The organism is Actinoplanes hulinensis, assembly GCF_019429605.1.
GTDB classification, from domain to species: Bacteria; Actinomycetota; Actinomycetes; order Mycobacteriales; family Micromonosporaceae; genus Actinoplanes; species Actinoplanes campanulatus.
In genome coordinates, this window is sequence record NZ_JAHXZI010000022.1 from 1 (window position 1) to 22739 (window position 22739).

At 72.5% G+C, this 22739-nt stretch carries 22 protein-coding genes; 9 read left to right on the plus strand and 13 right to left on the minus strand.

Going from position 1 to position 22739, the window contains the following annotated elements; translation table 11 throughout:
- Positions 1-340: 340 nt before the first annotated feature.
- Positions 341-2518 (plus strand): HoxN/HupN/NixA family nickel/cobalt transporter, encoded by a 2178-nt coding sequence (locus KZ829_RS33960; protein ID WP_220147937.1) that lies wholly within the window; start codon positions 341-343, stop codon positions 2516-2518.
- 331 nt (positions 2519-2849) lie between these two features.
- On the opposite strand, the gene KZ829_RS33965 is transcribed toward KZ829_RS33960, so the two are convergent.
- Positions 2850-4127: an MFS transporter gene (locus KZ829_RS33965; RefSeq protein WP_246636755.1), complete on the minus strand. Its 1278-nt coding sequence runs from the start codon at positions 4125-4127 to the stop codon at positions 2850-2852.
- A gap of 246 nt (positions 4128-4373) precedes the next feature.
- Between KZ829_RS33965 and KZ829_RS33970 the strand changes: the two genes are divergently transcribed.
- A complete protein-coding gene (locus KZ829_RS33970; RefSeq protein ID WP_220147939.1) occupies positions 4374-5501 on the plus strand; it encodes a sensor histidine kinase in 1128 nt (375 codons plus the stop codon).
- Entirely contained in the window at positions 5498-6193 is a 696-nt protein-coding gene (locus KZ829_RS33975; RefSeq protein WP_220147940.1) for a response regulator transcription factor, read from the plus strand. The genes KZ829_RS33970 and KZ829_RS33975 overlap by 4 nt, the downstream gene beginning before the upstream one ends.
- On the opposite strand, the gene KZ829_RS33980 is transcribed toward KZ829_RS33975, so the two are convergent.
- The 5 genes from KZ829_RS33980 to KZ829_RS34000 all read right to left on the minus strand — a co-directional run bounded on the left by KZ829_RS33980 (position 6144) and on the right by KZ829_RS34000 (position 9670).
- A complete protein-coding gene (locus KZ829_RS33980) occupies positions 6144-7169 on the minus strand; it encodes a pectin acetylesterase-family hydrolase (protein ID WP_220147941.1) in 1026 nt (341 codons plus the stop codon). The two genes, KZ829_RS33975 and KZ829_RS33980, sit on opposite strands and share 50 nt — an antisense overlap.
- A 43-nt stretch (positions 7170-7212) precedes the next feature.
- Positions 7213-7536, minus strand: coding sequence for a DUF6223 family protein (locus KZ829_RS33985; RefSeq protein ID WP_220147942.1), 324 nt, complete (start codon positions 7534-7536; stop codon positions 7213-7215).
- Between the two features lie 204 nt (positions 7537-7740).
- Positions 7741-8172 (minus strand): hypothetical protein, encoded by a 432-nt coding sequence (locus tag KZ829_RS33990; protein ID WP_220147943.1) that lies wholly within the window; start codon positions 8170-8172, stop codon positions 7741-7743.
- Between the two features lie 16 nt (positions 8173-8188).
- Entirely contained in the window at positions 8189-8776 is a 588-nt protein-coding gene (locus KZ829_RS33995) for a TetR/AcrR family transcriptional regulator (RefSeq protein ID WP_220147944.1), read from the minus strand.
- Positions 8777-8794: 18 nt separating this feature from the next.
- Entirely contained in the window at positions 8795-9670 is an 876-nt protein-coding gene (locus tag KZ829_RS34000; protein ID WP_220147945.1) for an oxidoreductase, read from the minus strand.
- Between the two features lie 70 nt (positions 9671-9740).
- On the opposite strand from KZ829_RS34000, the gene KZ829_RS34005 reads away from it, so the two are divergent.
- Entirely contained in the window at positions 9741-10736 is a 996-nt protein-coding gene (locus KZ829_RS34005) for a hypothetical protein (RefSeq protein WP_220147946.1), read from the plus strand.
- A 130-nt stretch (positions 10737-10866) separates the two neighbouring features.
- On the opposite strand, the gene KZ829_RS34010 is transcribed toward KZ829_RS34005, so the two are convergent.
- The 4 genes from KZ829_RS34010 to KZ829_RS34020 all read right to left on the minus strand — a co-directional run bounded on the left by KZ829_RS34010 (position 10867) and on the right by KZ829_RS34020 (position 13940).
- Positions 10867-12090: a vanadium-dependent haloperoxidase gene (locus KZ829_RS34010; RefSeq protein ID WP_220147947.1), complete on the minus strand. Its 1224-nt coding sequence runs from the start codon at positions 12088-12090 to the stop codon at positions 10867-10869.
- Between the two features lie 186 nt (positions 12091-12276).
- Positions 12277-12615: a hypothetical protein gene (locus tag KZ829_RS34015; protein ID WP_220147948.1), complete on the minus strand. Its 339-nt coding sequence runs from the start codon at positions 12613-12615 to the stop codon at positions 12277-12279.
- Positions 12616-12787: 172 nt separating this feature from the next.
- Positions 12788-12916: a hypothetical protein gene (locus tag KZ829_RS44240; protein ID WP_281428309.1), complete on the minus strand. Its 129-nt coding sequence runs from the start codon at positions 12914-12916 to the stop codon at positions 12788-12790.
- Positions 12917-13070: 154 nt separating this feature from the next.
- Positions 13071-13940, minus strand: a complete 870-nt coding sequence (locus KZ829_RS34020) for an EamA family transporter (protein WP_220147949.1) — start codon at positions 13938-13940, stop codon at positions 13071-13073.
- A gap of 69 nt (positions 13941-14009) precedes the next feature.
- Between KZ829_RS34020 and KZ829_RS34025 the strand changes: the two genes are divergently transcribed.
- The 4 genes from KZ829_RS34025 to KZ829_RS34040 all read left to right on the plus strand — a co-directional run bounded on the left by KZ829_RS34025 (position 14010) and on the right by KZ829_RS34040 (position 17883).
- The gene (locus tag KZ829_RS34025) at positions 14010-14864 is read left to right on the plus strand and encodes a LysR family transcriptional regulator (protein WP_220147950.1); all 855 of its coding nucleotides are present in this window, start codon (positions 14010-14012) and stop codon (positions 14862-14864) included.
- A 197-nt stretch (positions 14865-15061) separates the two neighbouring features.
- Positions 15062-16228, plus strand: coding sequence for a helix-turn-helix domain-containing protein (locus KZ829_RS34030; RefSeq protein WP_220147951.1), 1167 nt, complete (start codon positions 15062-15064; stop codon positions 16226-16228).
- 43 nt (positions 16229-16271) lie between these two features.
- Positions 16272-16736 (plus strand): ATP-binding protein, encoded by a 465-nt coding sequence (locus KZ829_RS34035; protein ID WP_220147952.1) that lies wholly within the window; start codon positions 16272-16274, stop codon positions 16734-16736.
- A 274-nt stretch (positions 16737-17010) separates the two neighbouring features.
- The gene (locus KZ829_RS34040; RefSeq protein WP_308285775.1) at positions 17011-17883 is read left to right on the plus strand and encodes a phosphotransferase family protein; all 873 of its coding nucleotides are present in this window, start codon (positions 17011-17013) and stop codon (positions 17881-17883) included.
- On the opposite strand, the gene KZ829_RS34045 is transcribed toward KZ829_RS34040, so the two are convergent.
- A complete protein-coding gene (locus KZ829_RS34045; protein ID WP_220147954.1) occupies positions 17870-18535 on the minus strand; it encodes a hypothetical protein in 666 nt (221 codons plus the stop codon). The two genes, KZ829_RS34040 and KZ829_RS34045, sit on opposite strands and share 14 nt — an antisense overlap.
- Before the next feature lie 5 nt (positions 18536-18540).
- A complete protein-coding gene (locus KZ829_RS34050; RefSeq protein ID WP_220147955.1) occupies positions 18541-19017 on the minus strand; it encodes a SigE family RNA polymerase sigma factor in 477 nt (158 codons plus the stop codon).
- A gap of 169 nt (positions 19018-19186) precedes the next feature.
- Between KZ829_RS34050 and KZ829_RS34055 the strand changes: the two genes are divergently transcribed.
- A complete protein-coding gene (locus tag KZ829_RS34055) occupies positions 19187-20380 on the plus strand; it encodes an MFS transporter (protein ID WP_220147956.1) in 1194 nt (397 codons plus the stop codon).
- 838 nt (positions 20381-21218) lie between these two features.
- Here the strand turns inward: KZ829_RS34055 and KZ829_RS34060 are convergent.
- Positions 21219-22541, minus strand: coding sequence for a hypothetical protein (locus KZ829_RS34060; RefSeq protein ID WP_220147957.1), 1323 nt, complete (start codon positions 22539-22541; stop codon positions 21219-21221).
- Positions 22542-22739 lie beyond the last annotated feature (198 nt).

Sequence of the window (22739 nt, forward strand, 5' to 3'; positions counted from 1 at the left end):
TCTGCAGGGCGACCGTGCTGGGCTTCGTGGGGGCGGCTTCGGCGGGGGACGCGATCATGACGGTGCCGGCGGCGACCGGGGCGATGAGGGCGGTCGCGGCGATGCGGCGGAGAAGCTGGCGCAAGATCGGTCCTTCCGGGGAAGTGTGTTGCGGGCTCACCGTTGACTTCGGCCTGGGGTGGGTGGGGGTGATTGCCGGGCCGGTGCGCGTGGGTCACCGTCCGGTTGCCGCAGCGCAGGCGCGATGTGTGTCAGTTCAGTGACGTACGGCAATCCGTGGGGGCGCCGGCCGCGAATCCCGTTCGCCAGACGAGTTGTGATCGGGCGAAGGGAAGCCGACATGGCGGACAAGGGGAACCGGGGATCACTGGCCGTGATGGCCGGGGTCGCCGTGCTGTTGCACCTGGCCGGATTCTGGGCACTCGACGGACTCCCGCCACAGTTCCCACTCGGGGTCTTCGTCGTCGCCTACCTGCTGGGCATGCGCTGGGCCTTCGAACCGGGCAACACCGCCGCGATCGACCGCGCCACCGCGCAGATCTCCGGGCGCGGCACGACGATGGCCGGATTCTGGTACGCCCTCGGCTACTCGACAGCGGTCTACGTCATGGCGGTCCTGTTCACGATGGGCCTCCAGATGCTCGCCTGGCGCGACCGGCCGGTGATCCTGGACGGCTCGTTCACCGGCGTCTTCCTCGGCATCTTCGGCATCCTCCAGTTCGTCGTCCTGATCGGCGCCGTGCGGATGCGGCGCGACGGCGCCGGGCCGCCGACCCGGCTCGGCCGCCTGCTGGGCTGGGTACGCCGTCCCTGGCACCTGTACCCGGTCGGCCTGATCCTCGGCTTCGGGCTGTTCCTGGCCGTCGAGGTGGGCCTGCTGATCCTCGCCGCCGGGCAGCTCGCGCTGATCGCCCCGATGTACCTGACCTGGGTGCTGCCGATGGTCTTCGCGGCCGGCATGTCCCTGGCGGCGACCGTGCAGAGTGCCGCCGGCGACCGCATCGAGGCGCGCCGTCCCGTCCTCAACATCGCACTCACCGCCGTGGCCGCCCTCGCGGCGCTGATCGCCTCCGCCATGCGGGTGTTCGGCCCGCTGCCCGACGGCGCGGTCGGCACCTTCTTCGCCTTCCTCGGCAACCTGTTCCTCGCGGCCCTGCGCCTGCTCGGGCGACTGCTGAACTACCTGCTCGACCGGCCCGGGCTGCTGCTGGTCCTGCTGATCGTGCTGGTCGCCGCGGTGGCCCTCCGGCGTCGCAAGGGAGGCTCGTCCGCCGCCGCACCTTCCGGTGGCGCGCCGGCGAGGAACGCCCCGCAGGCTGCCGGCCCGGCGAAACCCGGTCTGGGCGACCGTCTCCGGCAGGCGCTGCGCGACCGCAAGGAGGCCGGCGCCCGTAAGAAGGCCGTCCGCGAGCAGGAGAAGTGGGCACAGGAACGGGAGAAGGCCGCCCAGCGGGCCCGCGAGGAGGCGGCCGCCCGCAGCACGGTGCAGCCTCAGCGCCCGCCCACCGGGCAGGGCACCTACGCCCGGGGCCGCGCCACACCCGGCGCCCGTCCGCAGGCCGGGCGCGCCGCCGCGCGCCCGGCCCCGGCGGTATCTCCGCAACCGGCGCCCGTCGCCGCACCTCAACCCGTACGCGCCAGCGTCGCCGCCACCCCGTCGCCAGCACGTGCCGCGGTCGTGCCGCCGCCCGCTCGCACCACTGCCGCGGCGCGGCAGGGGCGGTCCGCCGTCCCTCAGCCCGCCCCGGCCCAGCCGGTCGCGGCCGTGCCGGTGGTTCAGCCGGTCGCGGCCGCGCCGGTGATCCAGCCCGTTGCGGTCGCCCCCGTGGGACAGCCGGTCGTCTACGGCCAGCCGGTGATCACCCCGGCCGTGATCGCCGACCCCGACTACACGGAACCGATCGTGGCGGAGTCCCTCCCCGGAGAGCAGACCGGCATCGCCGTCGTCACGGGGGCCGGCGCCGGCCTGGGCCGGGCCATCGCGCTGGGCCTGGCCGGCGCCGGGTACGGGATCCTCGCCGCCGACCTGGACGCCGACAGCGCCGCCGCCTGCGCCGCGCAGGCCCGGAGCTACGGTGTGCCCGCCCAGGCCGTACGCCCGGATGTCCGCCAACCCGGCTACCTGGAGCGGATCGTGGCGGTGGCCGACGAGTGGGGCGGCCCGGTGGTCCTGGTGAACGCGGGCGCCGGTGGCTGGCCCAGCCCGGTGCCGGGCCGGACCGCCGAGATGCACCTGACCGACCTGACCAGGGAATCCATGCGGATCCGTGGCGGCGGCGCGATCCTCAACGTGGTCCCGTCGGCCTCCGCCGACACCCCCGCCCTGGTCCGGTTCACCGCCGACCGGGCCGCGGACCGCGACGGCGTACGGATCATGTGCCTGACCACCGACCAGCCGTTCACGACACCGGACGAGGCGGTGACCGCGGTGCTGGACCTGATCCGCCACGGCCGGGCCGGCACGGTGGTGGCCCTCCAGAGCTGGAGCCCCACCCCCGGGACCGTCCCGCTGCCCTGAACCCCGGCCGGCCGCCGGGCTGTCCCGAGCGGAACAGCCTCCGAGTCCTGCCGTCATGGTGCGGCGGCCGATCACGGTTCCGGAACTCCGGAAGGGCTGCGACGATGAGCCGGTGACCGACGATCCGGGGCACAACGAGCGCTGGGCCGAGGAGCTGTTGCGCCAGGGCGTCGAGGAGAAGGACATCGAGGCGGTACGGCAGGCGGGCGCGCTCCTGGTCGAACTGCGGGACACCACCTCGCTGGCCGATCCGCGACAGCCGCACTGGACGCGGCGGCTCCTGGAGGTCTGCCGAACCGCCTATCAGATGACCGCCGACCCCGCCTACGGCCTATTCGGCCGCGTCGCGTCTCGCCGAGGCCTCCGCTCCCTCCCGTGCCCCATCGGCGACCGCCGCGCCCGGATCCGCGACGGCGACCGGTGTGCGCCTCGACCTGAGCACTGCTGGGCCGAAACCGATCAGCGCGGCCACCAGCGCGAGCCCGGCCGCGACCGCCGGCGTGACATACCCGCCGCGCGCGCCCGCCGTCTCCACCGTCCAGCCGCCGATCGACGCGCCCGCCGAGACACCGATCAGCAGGCCGGTCACGGTCAGGGTCATGCCCTCGTTGATCCGCGCCGACGGCACCAGCTCGTGCACCAGGGTCATGCTCGTGATCATCGTGGGGGCGGTGGCCAGCCCGGCGACGAACAGCACCATGGCCAGCGCCCACAGATTCCCGGCGAGCAGCACCGGCTGGATCAGCACGGCCATCGCCGCGACACACATCAGGAACCGGGCGGCCGCCACGCCGCGCACCTTCAGCGTCCCGAACGCCAGCCCGGCGACCGCCGACCCGCCGGCGAACAGCCCCAGGATCACACCGGCCGCCGACGGGTGGCCGAGCGATTCCGCGTACGCCACGGTGACCACCTCGACGCTGCCGAAGACCGCGCCGGTGAACAGGAACGTCACCACGATCTCCGGAACGCCCCGCTGCCGCAGCGGCGACCGGCCGCGCTCCCGCACGCCGTGCACCGCCGGCTCGGTGCGCCGTTGCGCCGCCAGCGCCAGCGAACCGGTCACGAACAGCACGATCGTCACGGTGAGGCCGGCCTGCGGCGCCACCGCCGTGCACAGGAGGGCGGCGATCACCGGACCGGTCATGAAACACAGTTCGTCGATGGTCTGCTCCAGCGCGTTCGCGGTGTGCAGCAGATCCGGCCGGTCCCGGTGCAGGGCCACCCATCTGGCCCGGACCATCGCGCCGACATTCGGGTTCGCGGCCGCCACGATGTTCGCGGCGAACAGCGTCCACGCCGGGGCGCCGGCGCCCGCGCAGATCACCAGGGCCGCCGCGCCGGACGCGGAGAACAGTGCGGTCGGCACCGCCACGCGGGACTGCCCGTACCGATCCACCCACCGGGCGATCCATGGCGCGAGCAGGGCGGTCACCGCCAGGCCCGCGGCCGAGACCGAGCCGGCCAGGGCGTACGAGTCCCGCAGCGACGCCACCATGATCACGACACTGACCCCGAACATCGAGATCGCCATCCGGGCCGGCAGCGCGGCGAAGGTGAAGGCGGCCGCGCCCGGAACAGCGAACAGGCGGCGGTACGACGAGAACAAGTGATTCCCCTCCAACGGTCCGGGCCCGCCGATGCTCGCCGCTGCCCGCCGTGGTGTCATCCGAATTTCCAGACCTTTCCGGTACGCCCGACCCCGTCCCGCCTCATTCGGACAGTTCCGCCCTGCCGCGCGATCTCGCTGCCACTCCGGCCGGTGCAGCGCCCGCCGGGCTGAGATCGGTGGCCGGGCACGCCGAGGCCGCTCTCGGGGTCTCGGTCGGATGGCGGGCTGGGCTACGCTCGGGCCATGGCTGGGTGGCGGTCACGGGGCCGGCGGACCGACGCCGTCCTGGTGCCCGCGGTCGCCTTCATCGGCGTCGCGGGGCTCGTCGTGCAGTCGGGCGGACTCGACACCGCCGCTGAGTTCGCGGCGCTCCTCGCCGTACTCGTCTCGTCCGGTCTTCTGTTTCTCCGTCGCCGTTTCCCGGTCGTGGTGGGGGTCGTCGCGCTGGCCGCGGTCGCGGCCTACGGGTTCCTGCTCCAGCAGCCGGGCCCGATCATGCTGGTCTTCGTCGTGGCGCTCTACACCGTCGTGGACGAGGGGCATCTCGCGGTCGCCATCGGGCTGGGCGGCGCGTCGGTGCTGGCCTTCGCGGCCGCCGACAGTCTCACCCGGACCGGCGTGTCCGGGAACGGCGCCACCTTCCTGCACGCCGGGTGGCTGGTCGCGGTCATCGCCGGCGTGACCCGCAACCGCCGGGCCTATCTGGCCGAGGTGGAGGCCCGCACGGCCGCCGCCGAGCGGCGGGCCGCCGAGCAGGCCCGGCACCGGTCCACGGAGGACCGGCTGCGGATCGCCCGGGAGCTGCACGACGTCCTCGGCCACCATCTGTCGCTGATCAACGTGCAGGCCGGCGCCGCCCTGCACCGGCCCGACCCGGCCCGGTCGGAGCAGGCGCTCACCACGATCAGGGAGACCAGCCGGGAGACGCTGCGCGAGCTGCGCGCCGCGCTGAACGCGCTCCGGCAGGACGGTGAGGCGCCACTGACCCCGCCGCCCGGCCTGAACCGGCTCGGCGAGCTGACCGCCCCCGGCCTGGAGATCCGCGTCGAGGTCACCGAGACGAGACCGCTGCCGTCCGAGGTGGATCTGGCCGCCTACCGGATCGTCCAGGAGGCGGTCACCAACGTGACGAGGCATGCGGCCGCGGGGGAGGCGGTCGTCCGGATCCGGCCGGACGGGCCCGACGTCCTGGTGGAGATCGACGACGACGGCCTCGGCCCGCGCGGGGACGCCGGCCCGGGGAACGGGATCCTCGGGATGCGGGAGCGGGCGCGGGCGCTCGGCGGAACGCTTGCCACCGGCCCGCGGCCCGGTGGCGGGTTCCGGGTCAGCGCGCGTCTTCCGCTGAGCCCCGACCGGGTGCCGTCATGATCAGGATTCTGCTGGCGGACGACCAGACGCTCGTCCGGGCCGGTTTCCGGTCGATCCTCGACGGGGAGGACGGCCTGGAGGTGGTGGGTGAGGCCGGTGACGGGGCCGAGGCCGTCCGCCTGGCGCGGGACCTGCGGCCGGACGTGGTGCTCATGGACATCCGGATGCCACGGCTGGACGGGCTGGCCGCCGCCCGGGAGATCACCGGCGCCCGGGTGATCATGCTGACCACGTTCGACCTGGACGAGTACGTATACGGGGCACTGCGTGCCGGCGCGAGCGGCTTTCTGGTCAAGGACACCGAACCGGCCGAGCTGATCCACGCCGTCCGGGTCGTCGCCCGCGGGGACGCCCTGATCGCGCCGGCCATCACCCGCCGCCTGATCGCCGAGTTCACCGCCCGCGCCACCCACCCGGACCCGGGGCCGAGGCTGAGCGCGCTCACCGACCGGGAGCGCGAGGTGATGGCCCTGGTGGCGGCCGGCCTGTCGAACGACGAGATCGCCGCCCACCTGGTGCTCAGCCCGGCCACCGCGAAGACCCACGTCAGCCGGATCATGACCAAGACGGGCGTGCGGGACCGGGCCCAGCTGGTGATCCTGGCGTACGAATCGGGTCTGATCGTCCCGGGCTGGGTGGCGTCTACGGACCGCACTCCGAGCAGTGGACGTCCGCCGGCGGCCCCTCGGTGACCAGCTCGCCGAGCCAGTCGACGAACCTGACGCCGTCCACCTCGATCTCGTAGAACTTCTCGAACTCGAACAGCCCGTGGTCCGCCCCCGGCGCCGTGTAGCTGTGCAGGGTCACCCCGGCCGCCTCGATCGCCGCCTCGTTGCGGTCGATCGTCTCCAGCAGGCTGCCGCTCGCCCACGGGGCCAGCTCCGCCGCCGCGGACGGGTCGTAGGCGAAGTCGAACCGGGACAGCACCAGCTCCGGGTGCCGCTTTCCGGCCTCGATCCAGAACCCGGGAACACCGGCCGCCGGCACCGGGTCGACGCCCCAGCGGTCCCGGAGGACCCGGGCGCTGAAGTCGGCGTTGTCCGGCCAGGCGCCGGACTGGGCGCCGAACACGGTGACCTTCGCCTTCGGCAGCCGGTCGGCGATGAGCCCGCCGTAGTACGGGGCGGCCACCGAGGCCGCCGTCTTGCCGATGAGGACCACCTGCTCGGCGCCCGGATAGTTCGCCGCGAGGTGGTCCATGGCCGCCGTGCCGTTGGCGAGGCCGTGGTGCTCGACGGTCAGCCCCGGCGCGTACTCCTGGGTCCGGTCTCCCAGGTGGGCGTCGCCGGTGCAGGAGCTGACGTACAGGAACGAGTGCCCGGCGAACGGGTTGCCGTCGTGGGCGAGGTCGAACATGCCCTCCCGGTTCGACGGCTCGACGCCGCTGATGTTCCAGTCGTAGAAGTCGTTCTCCCCACGGTCACCGGTGAACTCGCACATCGTGGCGTCCCAGCAGACGCCGGCGCCGTTCAGGAAGACGACGACCCTGGCCGTGTCCGCCCGCCGTTCCCAGAACGCGAACGGGCTGCCGTCGGCGCAGTGGCAGTCGCCCGCCGGCACGACCTTCGTCCACTCCATGGCCTGAGATGTGTCCTCGAAGTTGCATGCGGCCGTCGGCAGCGCCAGCAGGGCGGCCGCCAGCGCCGCCACGAAACGCGGAATCCTCATGGCGGGCAGCATCGTGGGCGACAGGTTTCCGCCCGGTCAACGCCTACACGCCGACCCGCCGCGAGCGGGCCATGGCCAGCCCGCCGACCACGAGGCTGATCACGCCGAGCACGATCGCCACATACGCTCCGCCGCGCCCGTTACCGGTGCCGATGCCGCTGTCCGACGTGGCCGCCACGAACCCGCCGCCCACCAGCGCGACCACGGCCGCGGCCAGCGAGAACAGGGCGAAACCGCGGGCCGGGCGGGCCAGGGCGCGGCCACCGGCGATCACCCCGGCCAGCCCGGCGACGGCGGCCACGCCGGCCACGATCCGGCCGCTGCTCATCGTGTACACCCCGGCGGCCAGTACCTCTTGAACACCCATCACGTTCCCCTTTCACGAAACCGATACAGGGGAGCGTAGGAACGGGAGGGGCACGGATCGTCAGGCCGGAGTTGGGACCTGGTGTACCACCACGGGGGTAGGGCGCGCGGACGGCGTACCCCCGTGGTTGTCCTCTAGGCGGGAACCGCCTGGTCGGCGAGAGTGCGGAACGCCGGCTATTCCATCACGGCCGCCCGGCCCGCTTCACGCGCCGTAGACGTGGCCCCGGACCAGGTCGTCCTTCTCCAGGATGGTGTCGACGATCTTCCAGAACTCGGCGATCCGCGGGTGGGCGAGCCCGTCCGTGCGGCTCAGCTTCCGCCCGAACATCGGGTCGTCGGGCGCGGCCGAACCTCCATCGACAAGCGTCGCGGCCGGCGTGGTCTGGCCCTCGACCGGGCCGACCCGGCAGCCGAACGTGATGTGGTCGTCGGTGCGGCCCTCACCCCAGGTGCCGAGGATCGCGTCGATCCACGCCTCGTGCACCCCGTTGTGGTGGTAGCAGCTGGCGAAGTAGACGGCCACCGCGTCGTTCTCGTCGTTGACGAACGCCCACGTCCGGTCGGCGATGCTGTCACAGCACTGGCAGGCGAACTGTCCGCCGTTGCGGCTGTTCTCATCGATCACAAGAGTCACGGGCGCCACCCTACGCTCACCAGGGAGACCCCAGCAGCGGACGGACGATGTCGTCGACCAGGTGGACCACCCACGCGTCGTCGAGCGGCAGGCCGGTGAGCAGCAGCCGGTGCCACAGCATCGCCTTGCACACCTCGACGACGACCCCGGTGTCCGGGGCGGCCGGCAGATCGCCGCGGCGGACGGCACGGTCGAGAACGATCTCCGCCTCGGCCGTGCCGGTCGCCAGGACGTGCTCGTGCAGCAGCCGGCCCAGCGACGGGTCGGCCCGGATCGCCGACAACAGGGCCAGCACGTACGGGTGCTTGCGCTCGTACACCCGGCAGAACATGGTCAGGCCCGCGATCAGGTCACCGCGCAGCGTTCCGGTGTCCGCCAGCGCCGGGCGCTCCCGCATCATCCCGTGCAGGGCGGCGGTGACCATGTCGGGTTTGCCGGCCCAGCGGCGGTAGATGGTGGCCTTGCTGGCCCGGGCCCGGCGGGCCACCTCGTCGATGGACATCCGGTCGTAGCCGACCTCGGTCAGCAGCTCCCGGATCGCGTCGAGGATGGCCTGCTCACGCGCCGGATCCAGACGGTGCTGGGCGGCGGGGGACTGGGGCAAACCGCCCTCCAAGACGGATCAATGCTGGACGAACGTACCGTACCGTACACCGGTCAGCTCCTCGGAGATCGTCCACAGGCGGCGGGCGGCCTCCTCGTCGAGGCCCTGCGCCGCGACCTCCAGCCGGGCCGGCTTCCCGCGCCGTTCGCCGGGCCCGTCCGGGCCGTAGAGCTCGCCCCCGCGCACGTCCGTGGCGATCGCGGCGTGCAACAGCGGAAGCGCGCCGTCCTCCGCCGACTGCGCCCCCACCCGGGCCGCGGCGATCAGCAACGATCGAAACCGATTCCCGGTACGGGCGAGATCGGTGTGCGCGACCCCCGGGTGGGCGAGCACGCTGGTCAGTGGGGTCCGGCGGCCCAGCTCCAGCGCGAACAGCACGTTGGCCAGCTTGGACTGACAGTAGGCACGGAACTTCCCGTAGCGGCGTTCGCTCATCAGGTCGTCGAAGGCGATCCGGCCACGCCGGTGCAGGCCGCTCGTCACGGTCACCACCCGGGACCCTTCGGTGGTGAGCAGGGCGGGCAGCAGCAGGCCGGTCAGCGCGAAGTGCCCGAGATGGTTGACGCCGAGCTGACGCTCGAAACCGTCGGTGGTCACCGAGCGGGGCAGCGCCATCACGCCGGCATTGTTGATCAAGAGATCGAGACGATCGTACGCGTCATGGAATCGCTCGCTGAACCGCCGGACCGATGCCAGGTCGCCCAGATCGAGCTCCCACCAGGCCGTTTCCGGGCTGTGCCCGGCCGCCTCGGAGCGAATGCGCTCAGCCGCCGCCTCGCCCCGCCGCCGGTCGCGGGACGCGATCAGCACGCCTGTCCCGCGCCGCGCCAGACCGAGCGCCGTGTGATAGCCGATGCCGCCGGCCGCGCCGGTGACCACCACGATTCCCGCCATGCCGTTGCCCCTCTCGAAAGCTGCTGTACGGAACGGTATCGTACACCGACTGACACTAAGATCACCGGCTATGTCCCGAACCACGCCTCCGCGGCCCCTCGACATCACTCAGCTCTTCCCTGAGCTGCGGGAACACTCGACCACCGCGACCCGCCTGCACCCGCGGCCGGGCGAGCCGACCGTCGCCGACAGTTCGGTCGGAGGCCCGCTGCTGTGGCCCGCCGACGAGCCGTGGCCGGTATGCGACGACGCGGGCGCCCATGGCCCGCACAACCTGACCACGCCGGCCGTCGAGCGCCGTAAGCGGGAGATCCTCGCCGAGGCCTGGGCCCGGCCGGCGCTGCCCGGCGGAGAGTTCCTCACCGCGGCGGAACGCGCCGAGGTCGATGCCGACGAGGACCTCGAACTGGACGACCTGCTCGAGGAGCCGATCCCGCTGATGCCGGTCGCCCAGCTGTACCGGAAGGACATCCCCGACTACGCCGGGCCGGACGGCACCGACCTGCTCCAGGTGCTGTGGTGCCCGGTCGACCACGAGGACGCCCACTACAGCCCGAAGGTGTTCTTCTACTGGCGGGACAGCGCCACGATCGGACAGGTTCTCCGGACGGCCCCGGAACCGGCGGTGATCAGCGACATGTATCTGCCGGATCCCTGCGTGGTGCATCCGGAGCAGGTGCGCGAGTACCAGTACGCCGACCTGCTTCCCGAGGACCTGCGGGACCGGCTCGACGCCCGGGACGAGGAACTGGAGGACGAGGACGAACTCCTCGACTATCAGAGCGCACTGTCGCAAGCGCCGGGCTGGAAGGTCGGCGGGTTCGCCAGATGGTCGCTGACCGACCCGTACCCGATGAATTGCTCTGTCTGCGGGGCCGCGATGACCCTGACTTTCACCGCGGCCTCGACCGACTGGAACGGCAGGCACTGCAGCTGGCGGCCGATCGAGGAGGACCCGGACGCGTCCCCGGACTTCGTCAGCGTGGCCTTCGGCCGTGGCTACGACCTGTACGTCTTCCGCTGCCCCGCATCCTTCGACCACCCGGCGGCGACCGCCATGCAGTGACTCCGCATCAGCCGCCCGCCCAGGTGGATGACGAAACCGCCGGTCGCCACATCGAATCAGCCGTCCGGCAGGCAGAGCCGGTGCACGTCCATCAGCCGGACGTCGATCTCGGATGCGCAGCGGCCGGCGGTCATCGTGTCCGCAGGCTCGTGGCCAGCACCTCACGGGCCACCGCCCGGCCGATCTCCAGCCCGGCCCGGTTGCTGAAATCGAAGTGCAGGCCACCGAGGACCCGCGACCGTCCCGCCTCGGCGGCCGCCGCCGAGAAGCCCGGGTACGAACGGGCGGTCCCGCCCGGCGCCGAATCGGTGGCGTGGGTGAACGCGATCCGGTCGGTGTGGAAGAAGCCGGCCAGCACCGTGGCGCCCGCCCCGCTGTACGAGCTGTGGCCCGACACGTACTCCGGGGAGCTGCCCACACTGCCGGCCCGCGACACCCACGCCGGATCCGGGGCGGTCGCCGACTCGTGGATCGCGGTGGTCGGCCGCCAATGCCGGTACGTGTACTTCGTCCCCACGGTCACCACCGTCGTGTCCGCCAGCGCCATCGAGATCAGCGCGCCCAGGCGTACCTCATCGGAGAGACCGAGATGCCGCTCGGCCGCGACCGTCGACGCGATGCGCAACCACTCACCCGGCGGTTGGCTCGACCCCGCCGGCAGCGACCAGAACTGGTAGGTCGCCAGCGACTCGGGCGCCGGAATCCGGCCGTCACCGACCACCGCGACCTCGGCGAACGCGGCCGCGTAGACCGCGCTGTCCAGCGCCGGCGGCGGCCCCGGCAGGTACCGCCCGGGATTCGCCACCGCGAAGGGCCGCACGTTCCGGTACTGCACGCCCGGCCAGGTCGCCCGGAACACACCCGGCCCGGACCCGGCCGCCTGCGACTCCACCGGAGTCGACCCGTCATCGGCACGGGCCGCCACGACCGCCTCGCCGACATGGCGTCCCCAGGCCGCCCCGTCGTCCACCCCGTGGCGCAGCGCCGCCAGGTCGGCGGCGAGTTCGCCGTCGTAGGTCGCCGCCCGCGCCGGATCCGTCCGGGTCAGCACCGCGTGCGCCGCCGCCGCGGCGGCCGCCTGCCGATTCGCCTGCCGCGGCCCGTGACCGCCGATGAGGGCCGGCTCCCGCCGGCCGCCGATCCCGTTGACCGCATCGAACATCGCCACGTTCACCAGCGCGTACAGTCGCGCCGCGTCGGCGTCCGTCGCCCGCGCGGCCCGGACCGCGTCGAGCGCCAGCCCGTTCCAGGAGGCGACCACATCGATGTCCGGCTCCCCGGTCCGCGCCGCCGCGGGCGCGCCGGCCCCGGCTCCCACGAGCCCCACCAGGACGGTGATCAGTAGCTTTCGCATGGCTCTCGCCTCCCGCCGCTCAGCGTCCTCCACACAGGAATCGCCGAACGTCCATGTGTAAGGGACCCGACTCGCCTCTGTTGGAGTCCGGGTAGTCGTTCGGGCTCACCCTCCTGCGCCTTCCCGGCGCCGCCGCCCACCTGGCCGCCGCCGCCCTGGATGGTCCCCACGGCCTCGTCGCCACCGTCAACGGTCACCAGAAGCACGGTCTGCTCCAGTTTTCGGCCGAGTGGGAAAGAGGGTGAGCTGCTCGGTGTGCGGGAAGGCCGCCAGCTCGTCGGCGCCCTGTTTGCGCAGGCAGCGGCGGCAGGTCACCGCAGCCGTGGTGGGCCGCAGCGCTGCCAGCTCGCCCCCGCTGACCCCGACGTGGCAGAGCGGCGCCGGCACCTCCAGCTCGCCGAGCCAGCGAACGGTGGCGACGGCGTGGACCGCGCTGCCGCCACGCACGAACGCGTTACGACCGGCGAAGTCCGCGATGGCGCGGGCGACGACGGCGGCGAGCAGGTCCCCGGCTGATGGCGTCACGCCGTCATTCTGCCCGGCCGGTATGACAGAAACCGCCGCCGGCCTGCCCGCCTCGCCGCCGCCCGCCCGATTCGCTGCCCGTTTCGCCGCCGCCCGCCCGACTGCCGGCAAGATCAATTTCCCGGCCTGATCCGGTACGCCGTCCGCGAACCGGCCGTGATGGATGCCGCGCCTACCGCTCCTCCCGGCGGGGAAGCAGCCGGGCCACACCGAGCAGCACCCGCATGAGCGGGGGTGGACGGGAACCGGACCATCCGTCCTCGTTGCTGCCGGTCTCGTAGGAGACGGGCGACTCATGCACCCATGGCGACCCGGTGCCGCGTTCGTAGGCCTCCGAAGCGACCGAGAGCAGGCTGCCCGGTCGGCGCACACGCGGAAGTCAGCGTGCTTCCCCGCAAGCCTTGTCACCCGGGTGCGGCCGCACGTCATGGCTTCCGTGCGATCTCACCCGGGCGTCAGTCGGGCAGGAGGGCGGGGCTGGTCTCAGGGGAGAGAGCGGGCCGGGGAGTGGGCTGGGAAGTACGGACCGCGCCGACGCTCGCGGCGATCACCAGGGCTACGGCGACCAGTTCGAGAGCGGACAGGCGCTGTCCGAGGACGGTCCAGCCGGCCAGTACGGCCAGCGCCGGGCCGAGGCTCATCAGCACCGCGAAGGTCGAGGTCGGCAGGCGGCGCAGGGCGCGAAGCTCCAGCGTGTACGGCAGAACCGACGACATCAGCGCCACCACCGTACCCAGGCCGAGGGTGACCGGCTCCAGCAGGTGTGGCCGGGCGCCCAGCGGCAGGCTGAGCAGCGCCGCCGCGCCCATCGCCAGGGCCAGCCCGTCGGCTTTCGGGAAACGCTGCCCGGCACGGGCGCTGAACACGATGTACCCGGCCCACATCACGCCCGCACCCAGCGCGAATGCCGACCCGGCCGGGTCGAGCCGGCCGAAGCCCTGATAGCCGAGCAGGGCCACCCCGGCCAGCGCCAGACCCGCCCACAGCCAGCTCGCCCGGCGCCGGGCGGCGACCACCGACAGCGTGAGCGGGCCGAGTACCTCGAGGGTCACCGCCGGGCCCAGCGGAATCCGGTCGATCGCCTGGTAGAACAGCGTGTTCATGCCGGCCAGCGCGATCCCGAACCCGGCGGCCACCGCCCAGTCGCCCCGGCTGTGCCCGCGCGGGCGGGGACGGCACACCACCAGCAGCAGTACGGCTGCGATCAGCAGCCGCAACGTGACCACCCCGGCCGCCCCGGCCCGGGGGAACAGCAGCGCGGCGACCGCCGACCCGAACTGCACCGACATCGCCCCGCCCAGCACGAGGCCCACTCCCGCCCTCATGGCGCCGACGCTATGCGCCCGCCCGGCGGCCCGGAAATGCTGATCGAGCAGTGGTTATGCTTCCCGGTTATGACCGCCGAGTTACGGCATCTCCGCGCCTTCCTGGCGATCGCCGCCGAGGGCAGCATCACCCGTGCCGCGGCCCGGCTGCACCTCACCCAGCCGGCGCTGTCCCGCACGCTGCGCCAGTTGGAGGAGCATCTCGGCGTCGGGCTCGTCGACCGCTCCACCCATCACCTGGAACTCACCCCGGCGGGGGAGGCCTTCCGGGCTCGGGCGGCCGCGGCGGTCGCCGCCGTCGACGAGGCCCTCGACCCGGCGCGCGCCGGAACGTGGCCGTTACGGCTCGGTCATGCCTGGTCGGCTCTCGGCGAACACACCACCACCCTCCTCCGTGCCTGGCAGCAGACGCATCCACACATCCCACTGCGGTTGTTGCGGGTCGACGACCGCACCGCCGGACTGGCCCAGGGCCGAACCGACGCCGCGGTGCTGCGCGACCCCGGCGAGACGCCCGGCATCCACACCGAACTGCTGACCACCGAAGAGCGGGTGGCCGCCGTCCCGGCCGACAGCGACCTGGCCCGCTGCCCCAGCCTGACGCTGACCGACCTGGCCGGCTGGGCCATCGCGATCAACACGGTCACCGGCACGACCAGCCTCGACCTGTGGCCACCGGACGCGACCCCGGCCATCACGGTCGAGGTGGCCAACACCGACGACTGGCTGGCCGCCATCTCGGCCGGCCGCACCGCCGGGGTCACCAGCACCGCGACCGCGGCCATGCATCCCCACCCGGCGGTCACCTACCTCCCGCTGACCGGCGCGCGCCCGATCGAACTGCACCTCGCCTGGCGCGAACCACCGACCCATCCGGCCGTCCCCGCCCTGGCCACGCTGCTGCGCGATCTGCTGAGGCATTGATCGGCGCCCGCTCGACCGAACCGCACCTCACCTGGAGTCGGCCCTTCGGGACAGCTCTGACAGCCAGCCGGACAGGGCGACCACGGCGCACGGCCACCGGGAAGGGCGCACGCACTGTCCGCCGGGCCGCGGCCCGGTAGCTGTCTGCTCAGGGGCGGCCGGCCAGGGCTCCGCGCCGCCGTTCGATCGGGGATGTCGTGAACAGTGACCATGCCGGGGCCAGGCTTCGCCGCTGGCGTCTGCGCCGGGGCCTCACCCAGCGGGTGCTTGCCGAACTGGCCGGTTTCAGTCAGGGCTACGTCGCCCAGATCGAGAGCGGGCTGGCACCGCTGGAACGACGGGCCACCCGCGAGGCGCTGGCCCGGGCTCTCCAGATCTCGGTCGGTGAGCTGACCGGCCGGCCCGACGAGGATCATCCCGGTTCCCCGGTGAGCGCCGAGGCGATCGAGCGACTGCGGTGTGGGGTCATCGCCATGGCGGTCCCTGAGATCACGGCCGGTGACGACGGCGGCGACATCGACACGGCGGTGCTGGACCGGTACTTCGAGGCGTGCCGGTACGACCTGCTGGTTCCCGCGCTCGCCGAGATGCTCACCGTCCTCGCCGCGCGGTCGCGTACCGTCACCGGCCGGGCGAAGCGGCTGCACCGGCGCCGCATCGTGGAGGTCTGTCACAGCACCGTCTGCACCGGCGTCCAGTTGGGTCATCCGGATCTCACCCTGGCGGTCGCCGGAGTGGGCATGCGCGCGGCGGAGGAGCTCGGCGAGCCGGAGTACCTGGGCCTGGCCAGCTACGCCCGCATCCGGGCGGTTTCCGCCACCGAGGGCGCCGGCCGGGTCGCCGCCGACGGCATCGACCGGCTCTCCCCATACGTCGGTGCCGATCCCGCGGCCGCCAGCGCCTACGGCATGCACCACCTGATCAGCGCCGAGATGGCCGCCCGCTCCGGCCGTTCCGCGGTGGCGTGGGCCCACCTTGAGGAGGCCGCCGCGGTCGCCGCGCACACCGGGGAGCGGCGCGACCGGTTCAACTTCGGCCCGACCAACGTGGGGATGTGGCGTCTCGCCGTCCTGGTGGCACTGGGGGAGGGCCGGGCCGCACCGCGGGACCTCCGCCCGGAGGCGGTGTCCTCGGCGCACCGCCGGTCCTCGTACTTCATCGATCTCTGCCGGGCCCTGCTCCAGGGCCGGGGGAGGGAGGACGAGGCGGCCGGCGCCCTATACCGCGCCGAGACGATCGCGCCGCAGCAGGTGGCCACGTCCACCGGCGCCCGCGAAGCCCTGCGCATCCTGCTGTCGCGTCCCCGGTTCGGCCGTGACAGCAGGATGCGAGGGCTCGCCGGCCGGGCCGGAGTCCGCGATTGATTCCACTAATACGCCCGGCCGCCGGCGGGCTTACCGTTCCCGCATGATGATTCCGAGCGGAACACCAGGGGAGCCGCCGTGCCGTACGGTGGCGTTGGCGCCGGACCCGGACGCCGCGAGCCTGGCCCGCACCCTGGTCGCCGACGTGTGCATGGTCTGGCAGCTGTCCGGCCTGCTGCATCCGGCCCGGCGGGTGATGTCCGAACTGGTCCTCAACGCCGTCGAGCACGCCGCCACCGCTCTCGTCGTCACGGTCACCCGCCACGGCGACGGCCTGCACCTCGCGGTCTCCGACGGCGACCCGCGCCTGCCCCGCCTCCGCATGATGGCCCGCGTCCGCCGCGGCGTCCCCCTCGACGAACGCGGCCGCGGCCTCCAACTGGTCCAGGCCGCCGCCACCCGTTGGGGCGCCGACCGCACCCCAACCGGCAAGACCGTCTGGGCCGTCCTCCTCCCCGAACCCGCGCGGCGACCTCTGCCGGCGATCAGCGCCATGCCCGTGCCTTGACAACCCCCACAACCCATTCCCGGGTACGGCCACGAGCACCCGATCGGGACCGTCCGGCTGGTCGCCAGCGCCGCCTCAAGGCCGGTGACTCAGTGCTGACCCTGCTGGTCGGTTGCCCCACTGCCATCCGCCGCCCGCGCTGTCCGGTCCGGCAGGCGCTCACGTCGCGCCGTCCGTGTGCCCGGCCTGCCGCTATGACGTGGGCGGGCGACCACGGGAACCGGGACAGGTGCCCGGTGATCAAGGCGGGACCGGCCGGACTAGGGTGACCACGGTGGACACCCGCCCCCTGCTGGCCGACGCGCCCCGGCCGGTCCGGGAGGCGGTGGCCGGCCTGCTCGGTGGCCGCGTCACCCGGGAGGAACCCGCCACCGCCGGCTTCACACCGTCGATCGCCTCGCTGGTGACCGGCAGCGACGGCCGCCGCCTGTTCGTCAAGGCCGCGCCCGGCGGCGAGGGCCCCGCCGTTCCGCTGGCGGGTGCGGCCGGCGACCTCGGACCCCGGCTGATCGCCGCCCAGACGGTGGGGGACTGGTCGATCGAGGCCTTCGAGGTCGTCGACGGCGACACCGTCACCCACTGGAGCGGCGACGACCTCGACCACCTGCGGCGAGTCGTCGAGCGGATGCGGGACCGTCTGGACCCGTCCCCGATCGGGTGCACCACCCCGTACGCCGAAGCCTTTGTGCCGTTGATGGCCGACTGGCGGATCCTGGGCGCCGGGAAGCCGCCGCCGATCACCGTCCCGGTCGAGCGTCTCGCCGAGCTGGCGGACCGCTGGCTGGACGTCCTCGTCCCGGGGACCGCCCTGCACCACGGCGACCTGCGCCGCGACAACGTGATCCGGGAGCCCGGCGGCCGCCTGTGGATCGTCGACTGGACCCACCTGTGGACCGCGCCGGGCTGGATGGACCTGGTCCGGCTCCTGCCCGACCTGGCCGCCGACGGGCACGACCCGGAACTCTTTCTGAAGAGCACCTGCTGGCACGACACGCCCGCCGACCACATCGACGTGGCCCTGGCCGGTCTCGCGAGCCGTGCCTGGCGTGACTGCGACCTGCCCGGCCCGCCCCGCCTGCGCCGCATGCAGCAGGAGCAGGCCCACCACCTGCTGACCTGGCTGGACAGTCGTCTCAGCCGCGGGTGAGCCCGGCGGCGACCGAGGTCAACTCGGCCGCCGTCAGCTCGGTGTTGCCGCCCACGTCGATCACCGTGCCGTCCGCCGTGGTGATCAGCACCTGGTGTTTCGGCCCGTCCGTGGTCTGCCCCCGCATCAGGCGCGCCGTCCCCGTCGGCACGGCGAACTCGCCGCCGACCTGCTCCATCCCGATCGTGGACCAGGTGGACAGCCACCGGGTGATCGTCGCCCGGTCGGCCCGTGGCGTCGTCTGCAACGGCTGCAGGACGGTGATGAACAGGGAGTTCCCGCCGTTCGCCTTGACGAGGATCCGCATCGTGACCACGGCGCTCGCCTGACCCGGTCCCGGTTCGGAGCCGTCGTTCACCAGCAGGTTCTCCGTCACCGCGTGCACCGAGCTGCTGACCCGTGGATCCAGGCGCAACCCGGGTGGCGCGTAGCCGATCCGGAAACCGGCCACGTCGCCCACGGCGGGAGCGGCGGACTCCACCGGCGCCCGGCGTGGCTCCGGCCAGGCCGCCACCGAGATCCCGGCCAGGCCGAGCAGCACACAGCCCACCACGGCGAACACGCGCAGACGGCGGCGCCGGCGGACCCCGCGCCGCACCCGCTCCGCGAACCCGGCTGGGACGGGCAGATCGAAATCGGACTTGGACAGCATCTCGCTCACCCCTGCGTCATCCGGCCGCGCAACGTCGTCAAACCGCGGGACAGGTGCGACCGCACCGTGCCCGTGGCACACCCCAGCACCGCGGCGATCTCCTCGTCCGGCAGGTCGCACAGATAGCGCAGCGCGATCGCGGCCCGCTGCGGCGGTGGCAGCCCGGCCAGGATCTGCCGGATCGCCGCGGACGACTCGATCGAGGCGAGCGCCGCGTCCTCCCGTGCCGTGTCGGGCACCGTGGCGACGGGGATCGCCCGGCGTCGCCTCCGCTCGTTCAGGAACAGGTTGATCATCGTGCGCTGCGCGTACCCCACCGGGTTTCCGTCCCTGCGCACCCGCGACCAGGACGTGCCCACACGGATGAGGGTCTCCTGGGCGAGATCCTCGGCGGCAGCCGAGTCGAGCGTCAGCGCGTTGCCGAGCCGCAGCAGCCCGGCGGCGCTCTCCCGCACGAAGGTCTCGAACCCCGTATCCCTCATACCTCTAATACACTTCCGGACGCCGGATCTGTTGCAGCCCCGGTAGAAGGGAGTGAGAAATGCTTCTCACCATGGTCACGGCCGCTCTCTCGCCCGAGGAGCAGGCCGCGTAACCCGCTGCCCGGCCGGCTCCTCGCCACTTTTCTCTTTCCTGGCTTGAGGAGCTATTTTGCGTGCCCTTCTTTCCGCGCGAATCGGCGCGGACTTCAACCGTCTCTGGACCGCATCCGCGATCTCGAACATCGGCGACGGCGTCACCATGGCCGCCGGCCCGCTGCTGGTCGCCTCGATCAGTGACAATCCGTCGCTGATCGCCGGCGCCGTCTTCGCCCAACAACTGCCGTGGCTGCTGATCGCCCTGGTCAGCGGCGCGTGGGTGGATCGCCTCGACCGCCGGACCACGGCCGTGGTGGTGAACCTGCTGCGCGCCGTGGCCCTGACCGTGCTCACCGCCACCATCGCCACCGGAACGGTCACCATCCCGGTCGTCTACCTGGTGGTGTTCCTGCTCGGCGTCGGCGAGACGCTGGCCGACACCGCGATGGGCGCCCTGATCCCGGCGATCGTCGCCCCGGAGCACCTGCCGAGCGCCAACGCCCGGCTCGGCGCCACGTTCAGCGTCAACCAGTTCATCGCGAAGCCGCTGGGCGCCTGGCTGTTCGTGATCTCGGCGGCGGTGCCGTTCGGCCTGGACGCGCTGACCTTCGCCTCGTCCGCCGCGCTACTCGCCGGCATCCGCCCGGTCCCACCGTCCGAGCAGCACGAACGCACCTCGCTCCGCCGTGAGATCGGCGCCGGTGTCCGCTGGCTGTGGCGGCACCGGCTGCTGCGGGCGACGGCGATCAGCATGGGCGTCGGCAACATCGCGTTCTGTGCGGCGTTCGCGGTCTTCGTCGTCTACTGCCGGGACCGCCTCGGCCTCCACGAGGTCGGCTACGGAATCCTGCTGACCGCCTTCGCGGTCGGTGGCCTGTTCGGCGCGGGCGTCGCCACCCGCCTGAGCCGCCGCTTCGGCAACGGCGCCGTGCTGCGGGCCGGGCTGATCGTCGAGGTGCTCGTCCACCTGACACTGGCCGTGACCACGTCACCGTGGGTAGCGGGCGCTGTCCTGATCGTCTTCAGCGTCCACACCATGGTGTGGGGCGTGATCACCGCGACGATCGGGCAGCGGGCTGTTCCCGACCACCTCCGTGGCCGGGTGTCCAGCGTCTACCTCCTCATCCAGACCGGCGGGGCGGCGCTCGGCTCCCTGTTCGGCGGCCTCCTCGCGGGCATGTGGTCGATCACCGCACCGTTCTGGATCGCCGCCGTCATCATGGCGCTCATCACCGTGGGTGCCTGGCGCCCGCTCCGAGAAGCGTGATCCGGTACGCGACACGCTAGAGGTCCTTCGTGGTCGAGGTCCGCGTTTCGTTCCCTTTTGCGGTACGCGTGACCTCGTCCCGCCTCATCTGGACCGTCCCGTCCGGTCGGCGCGCGCTCACTGCCCACTCCGGCCTGTGCCGCGCCCGCCGGGCGGAGATCGGTGCGCGGGCAGGCCGGTCCTCCCGAGACTTCCTCATGTGCCGCCGGCCCCGCTCTCGGCTGCTGCGCCGGTCACCCTGGGCGGGTGGTTGCGGTTCTGCTTCCCAGGCGCCCGGGTTGCCCGCTCCCTCCCGTTACGCCGGTCGCTCGTTGTCGTCTGGCGTGGATGTCAGGTTGCCTGTTCGCGTGTTTCCTGCCTTCGCCGCGAGGTTCGGCCGGTCACCGCAGGCCGTTCAAGCCATCCGCAGACATCGAAGTAAATCTTGGGCAATTGTCGTCGAGCGGCGCGACCTTGGGCGATCGCGGCTGTCCGGATGTATCCGATGACCCAAGGTCTGCCAGGGGAAATGGATCATGGGCGGTGATTGGCTGCCGGACGGCAACCAGGAATCAAGATCGGCCCGGGAGCCACCATCACCCAAGATCGCCGGCGAGTCGGAATGACGCCGCAGCCCTCCGAATGCGACCTGACATCGCGGCCATCCGCAACCGAGAAACAGGCACCACCGATCTGCCACGCACCTTTACGCACCCACCACCACGGTCACGGTGAGCGGCTCCCGGCAGACCGTGGATGACGGCTGCCGGGAGCGGGCAACCCACGTGCCTGGGAAGCAGGACCGCAGCCACCCGCCCAGCGTGACCTCTGAGGTACGGCCCGCGAAACGGGCCGTACCTCAGGACTCGATGGCGCGCTGCCCGTCGTCCCCGCGCAGCTTGCGCAGCCGCCCGGCGAATCCGCTGGAGAGCATGCTCGTCACCGCGCCGGCCTTGTCGAGGGCCTCACCCCCGATGCCGATGGCCGCGTCGAGCCCCTTGGCCCCGGTGCTCATGGCGGCGTCGAGTCCTTTCGCGCCGGTGCTCATGGCGGCGTCGAGTCCTTTCGCGCCGGTTTCGAGGGCGCTGTCCCGCACCTCCACGGCCGCGTCGACCCACCGCCGGGCCCGCGCCGACCGGCCGCCGGTCTCGATGCCGAGCCGTGCGCGGAAGTCGTGAATGCCGTACGCCACATGGTTGCTCGCCTCGACGACGGCCGGGGAGCTGAGCGGGTTCGTCAGCACCTGCTCGTTGGCGCGGGCGGCGGCCGTGTTCATCCGGTCGAGCAGGCGCTCGGTGCTGCGGGCGATGAGATCGAGGCGGTTCTGCCGGGCGTCCCGCAGCCCGAGCCGGTGCCCGTGCAGTTCCTCCGGGGACGCGTCCAGCACCCGGTCGAGTTCCAGCACCGCGATCGCGTCCTGCAACTGGAAGCTGCGGGCCAGAACGGCGAGCCACTCGCCGACCCTGGTCCGCGCCTCCCGGGCCGTCGTGGCGAGGTCGCTGATCGCGGATTTGCTCTCCAGCTTCTCGGCGAGCGCGTCGAGCCGGCGCAACGCGTAGGCCTGGGTCTCCGCGATGGTCGCGGGCGCGGCCTGCACCTTGGACCAGGTGATGTCGTCGACCCGTCCCCGCCGCTCCCGGATGATCATGGTCTCTTCGATCATGAACGCGACGCCGATCATGCGAGCCAGGGCGGCGTCCTTCTGGGCGCGCAGCACGTCGTCGACCTTCTCGTCGATCTTGGCGAGATAATCGGCGATCTCATCCATCTTCTGCTTCGTCGCGACCTGCGCCATGATTCCCGCCACCCCGGCCAGAACCGCCGGATTGGCCAGAAACGATCCCGGTCCCTGCGCGAATTCGACGAATCCCCTGATCTGTCCGCTGTCGCCCTTCAGCACGCCGGTGAAGAGCTTGTTCGCCGCGTTCTGCCGCAGCCCGTACTTGTGGACGAGATCCGCCGACTCCCGCGTCAACTGCACCCAGCGACCGGACTCGGCGGACATCTCCGAACCCGCCTTGGCGACCGCGGACGCGACACCGGCGACGGTCTTGAGCCGCGGCAGGCCGAGGTCCTTCGGCGACGGCAGCCCCTCCGAGACGAGAAAACGTTCGACATCCGTCGCCGCCCCGATGACCGCCAGGCCATCCCCGTCACTGATCAGCTGAATCTCGGCGCTCATCGCCCGCTCCCCCCGGTGGCCTTCTCGCGGCCGAGGCTAGCCGGACCGCACGCGCGATGATCATCCTCCGCTCCGGCATTTCCCAGCGACTTCCAGAGGATCGAAACCATTTCCGGTACGCCCGACCCCGTCCCGTTCAACCAGGACAGTTCCGCCCTGCCACGCGACCTGGCTGCCCACTCCCGCCTGTGCCGCGCC

Coding starts and splice junctions, on each gene's coding strand:
- KZ829_RS33960 (WP_220147937.1), top strand. CDS start 341: ATGGCGGACAAGGGGAACCGGGGATCACTGGCCGTGATGGCCGGGGTC.
- KZ829_RS33970 (WP_220147939.1), top strand. CDS start 4,374: ATGGCTGGGTGGCGGTCACGGGGCCGGCGGACCGACGCCGTCCTGGTG.
- KZ829_RS33975 (WP_220147940.1), top strand. CDS start 5,498: ATGATCAGGATTCTGCTGGCGGACGACCAGACGCTCGTCCGGGCCGGT.
- KZ829_RS33980 (WP_220147941.1), bottom strand. CDS start 7,169: ATGAGGATTCCGCGTTTCGTGGCGGCGCTGGCGGCCGCCCTGCTGGCG.
- KZ829_RS33985 (WP_220147942.1), bottom strand. CDS start 7,536: ATGGGTGTTCAAGAGGTACTGGCCGCCGGGGTGTACACGATGAGCAGC.
- KZ829_RS34000 (WP_220147945.1), bottom strand. CDS start 9,670: ATGGCGGGAATCGTGGTGGTCACCGGCGCGGCCGGCGGCATCGGCTAT.
- KZ829_RS34005 (WP_220147946.1), top strand. CDS start 9,741: ATGTCCCGAACCACGCCTCCGCGGCCCCTCGACATCACTCAGCTCTTC.
- KZ829_RS34010 (WP_220147947.1), bottom strand. CDS start 12,090: ATGCGAAAGCTACTGATCACCGTCCTGGTGGGGCTCGTGGGAGCCGGG.
- KZ829_RS34020 (WP_220147949.1), bottom strand. CDS start 13,940: ATGAGGGCGGGAGTGGGCCTCGTGCTGGGCGGGGCGATGTCGGTGCAG.
- KZ829_RS34025 (WP_220147950.1), top strand. CDS start 14,010: ATGACCGCCGAGTTACGGCATCTCCGCGCCTTCCTGGCGATCGCCGCC.
- KZ829_RS34035 (WP_220147952.1), top strand. CDS start 16,272: ATGATGATTCCGAGCGGAACACCAGGGGAGCCGCCGTGCCGTACGGTG.
- KZ829_RS34045 (WP_220147954.1), bottom strand. CDS start 18,535: ATGCTGTCCAAGTCCGATTTCGATCTGCCCGTCCCAGCCGGGTTCGCG.
- KZ829_RS34050 (WP_220147955.1), bottom strand. CDS start 19,017: ATGAGGGATACGGGGTTCGAGACCTTCGTGCGGGAGAGCGCCGCCGGG.
- KZ829_RS34060 (WP_220147957.1), bottom strand. CDS start 22,541: ATGAGCGCCGAGATTCAGCTGATCAGTGACGGGGATGGCCTGGCGGTC.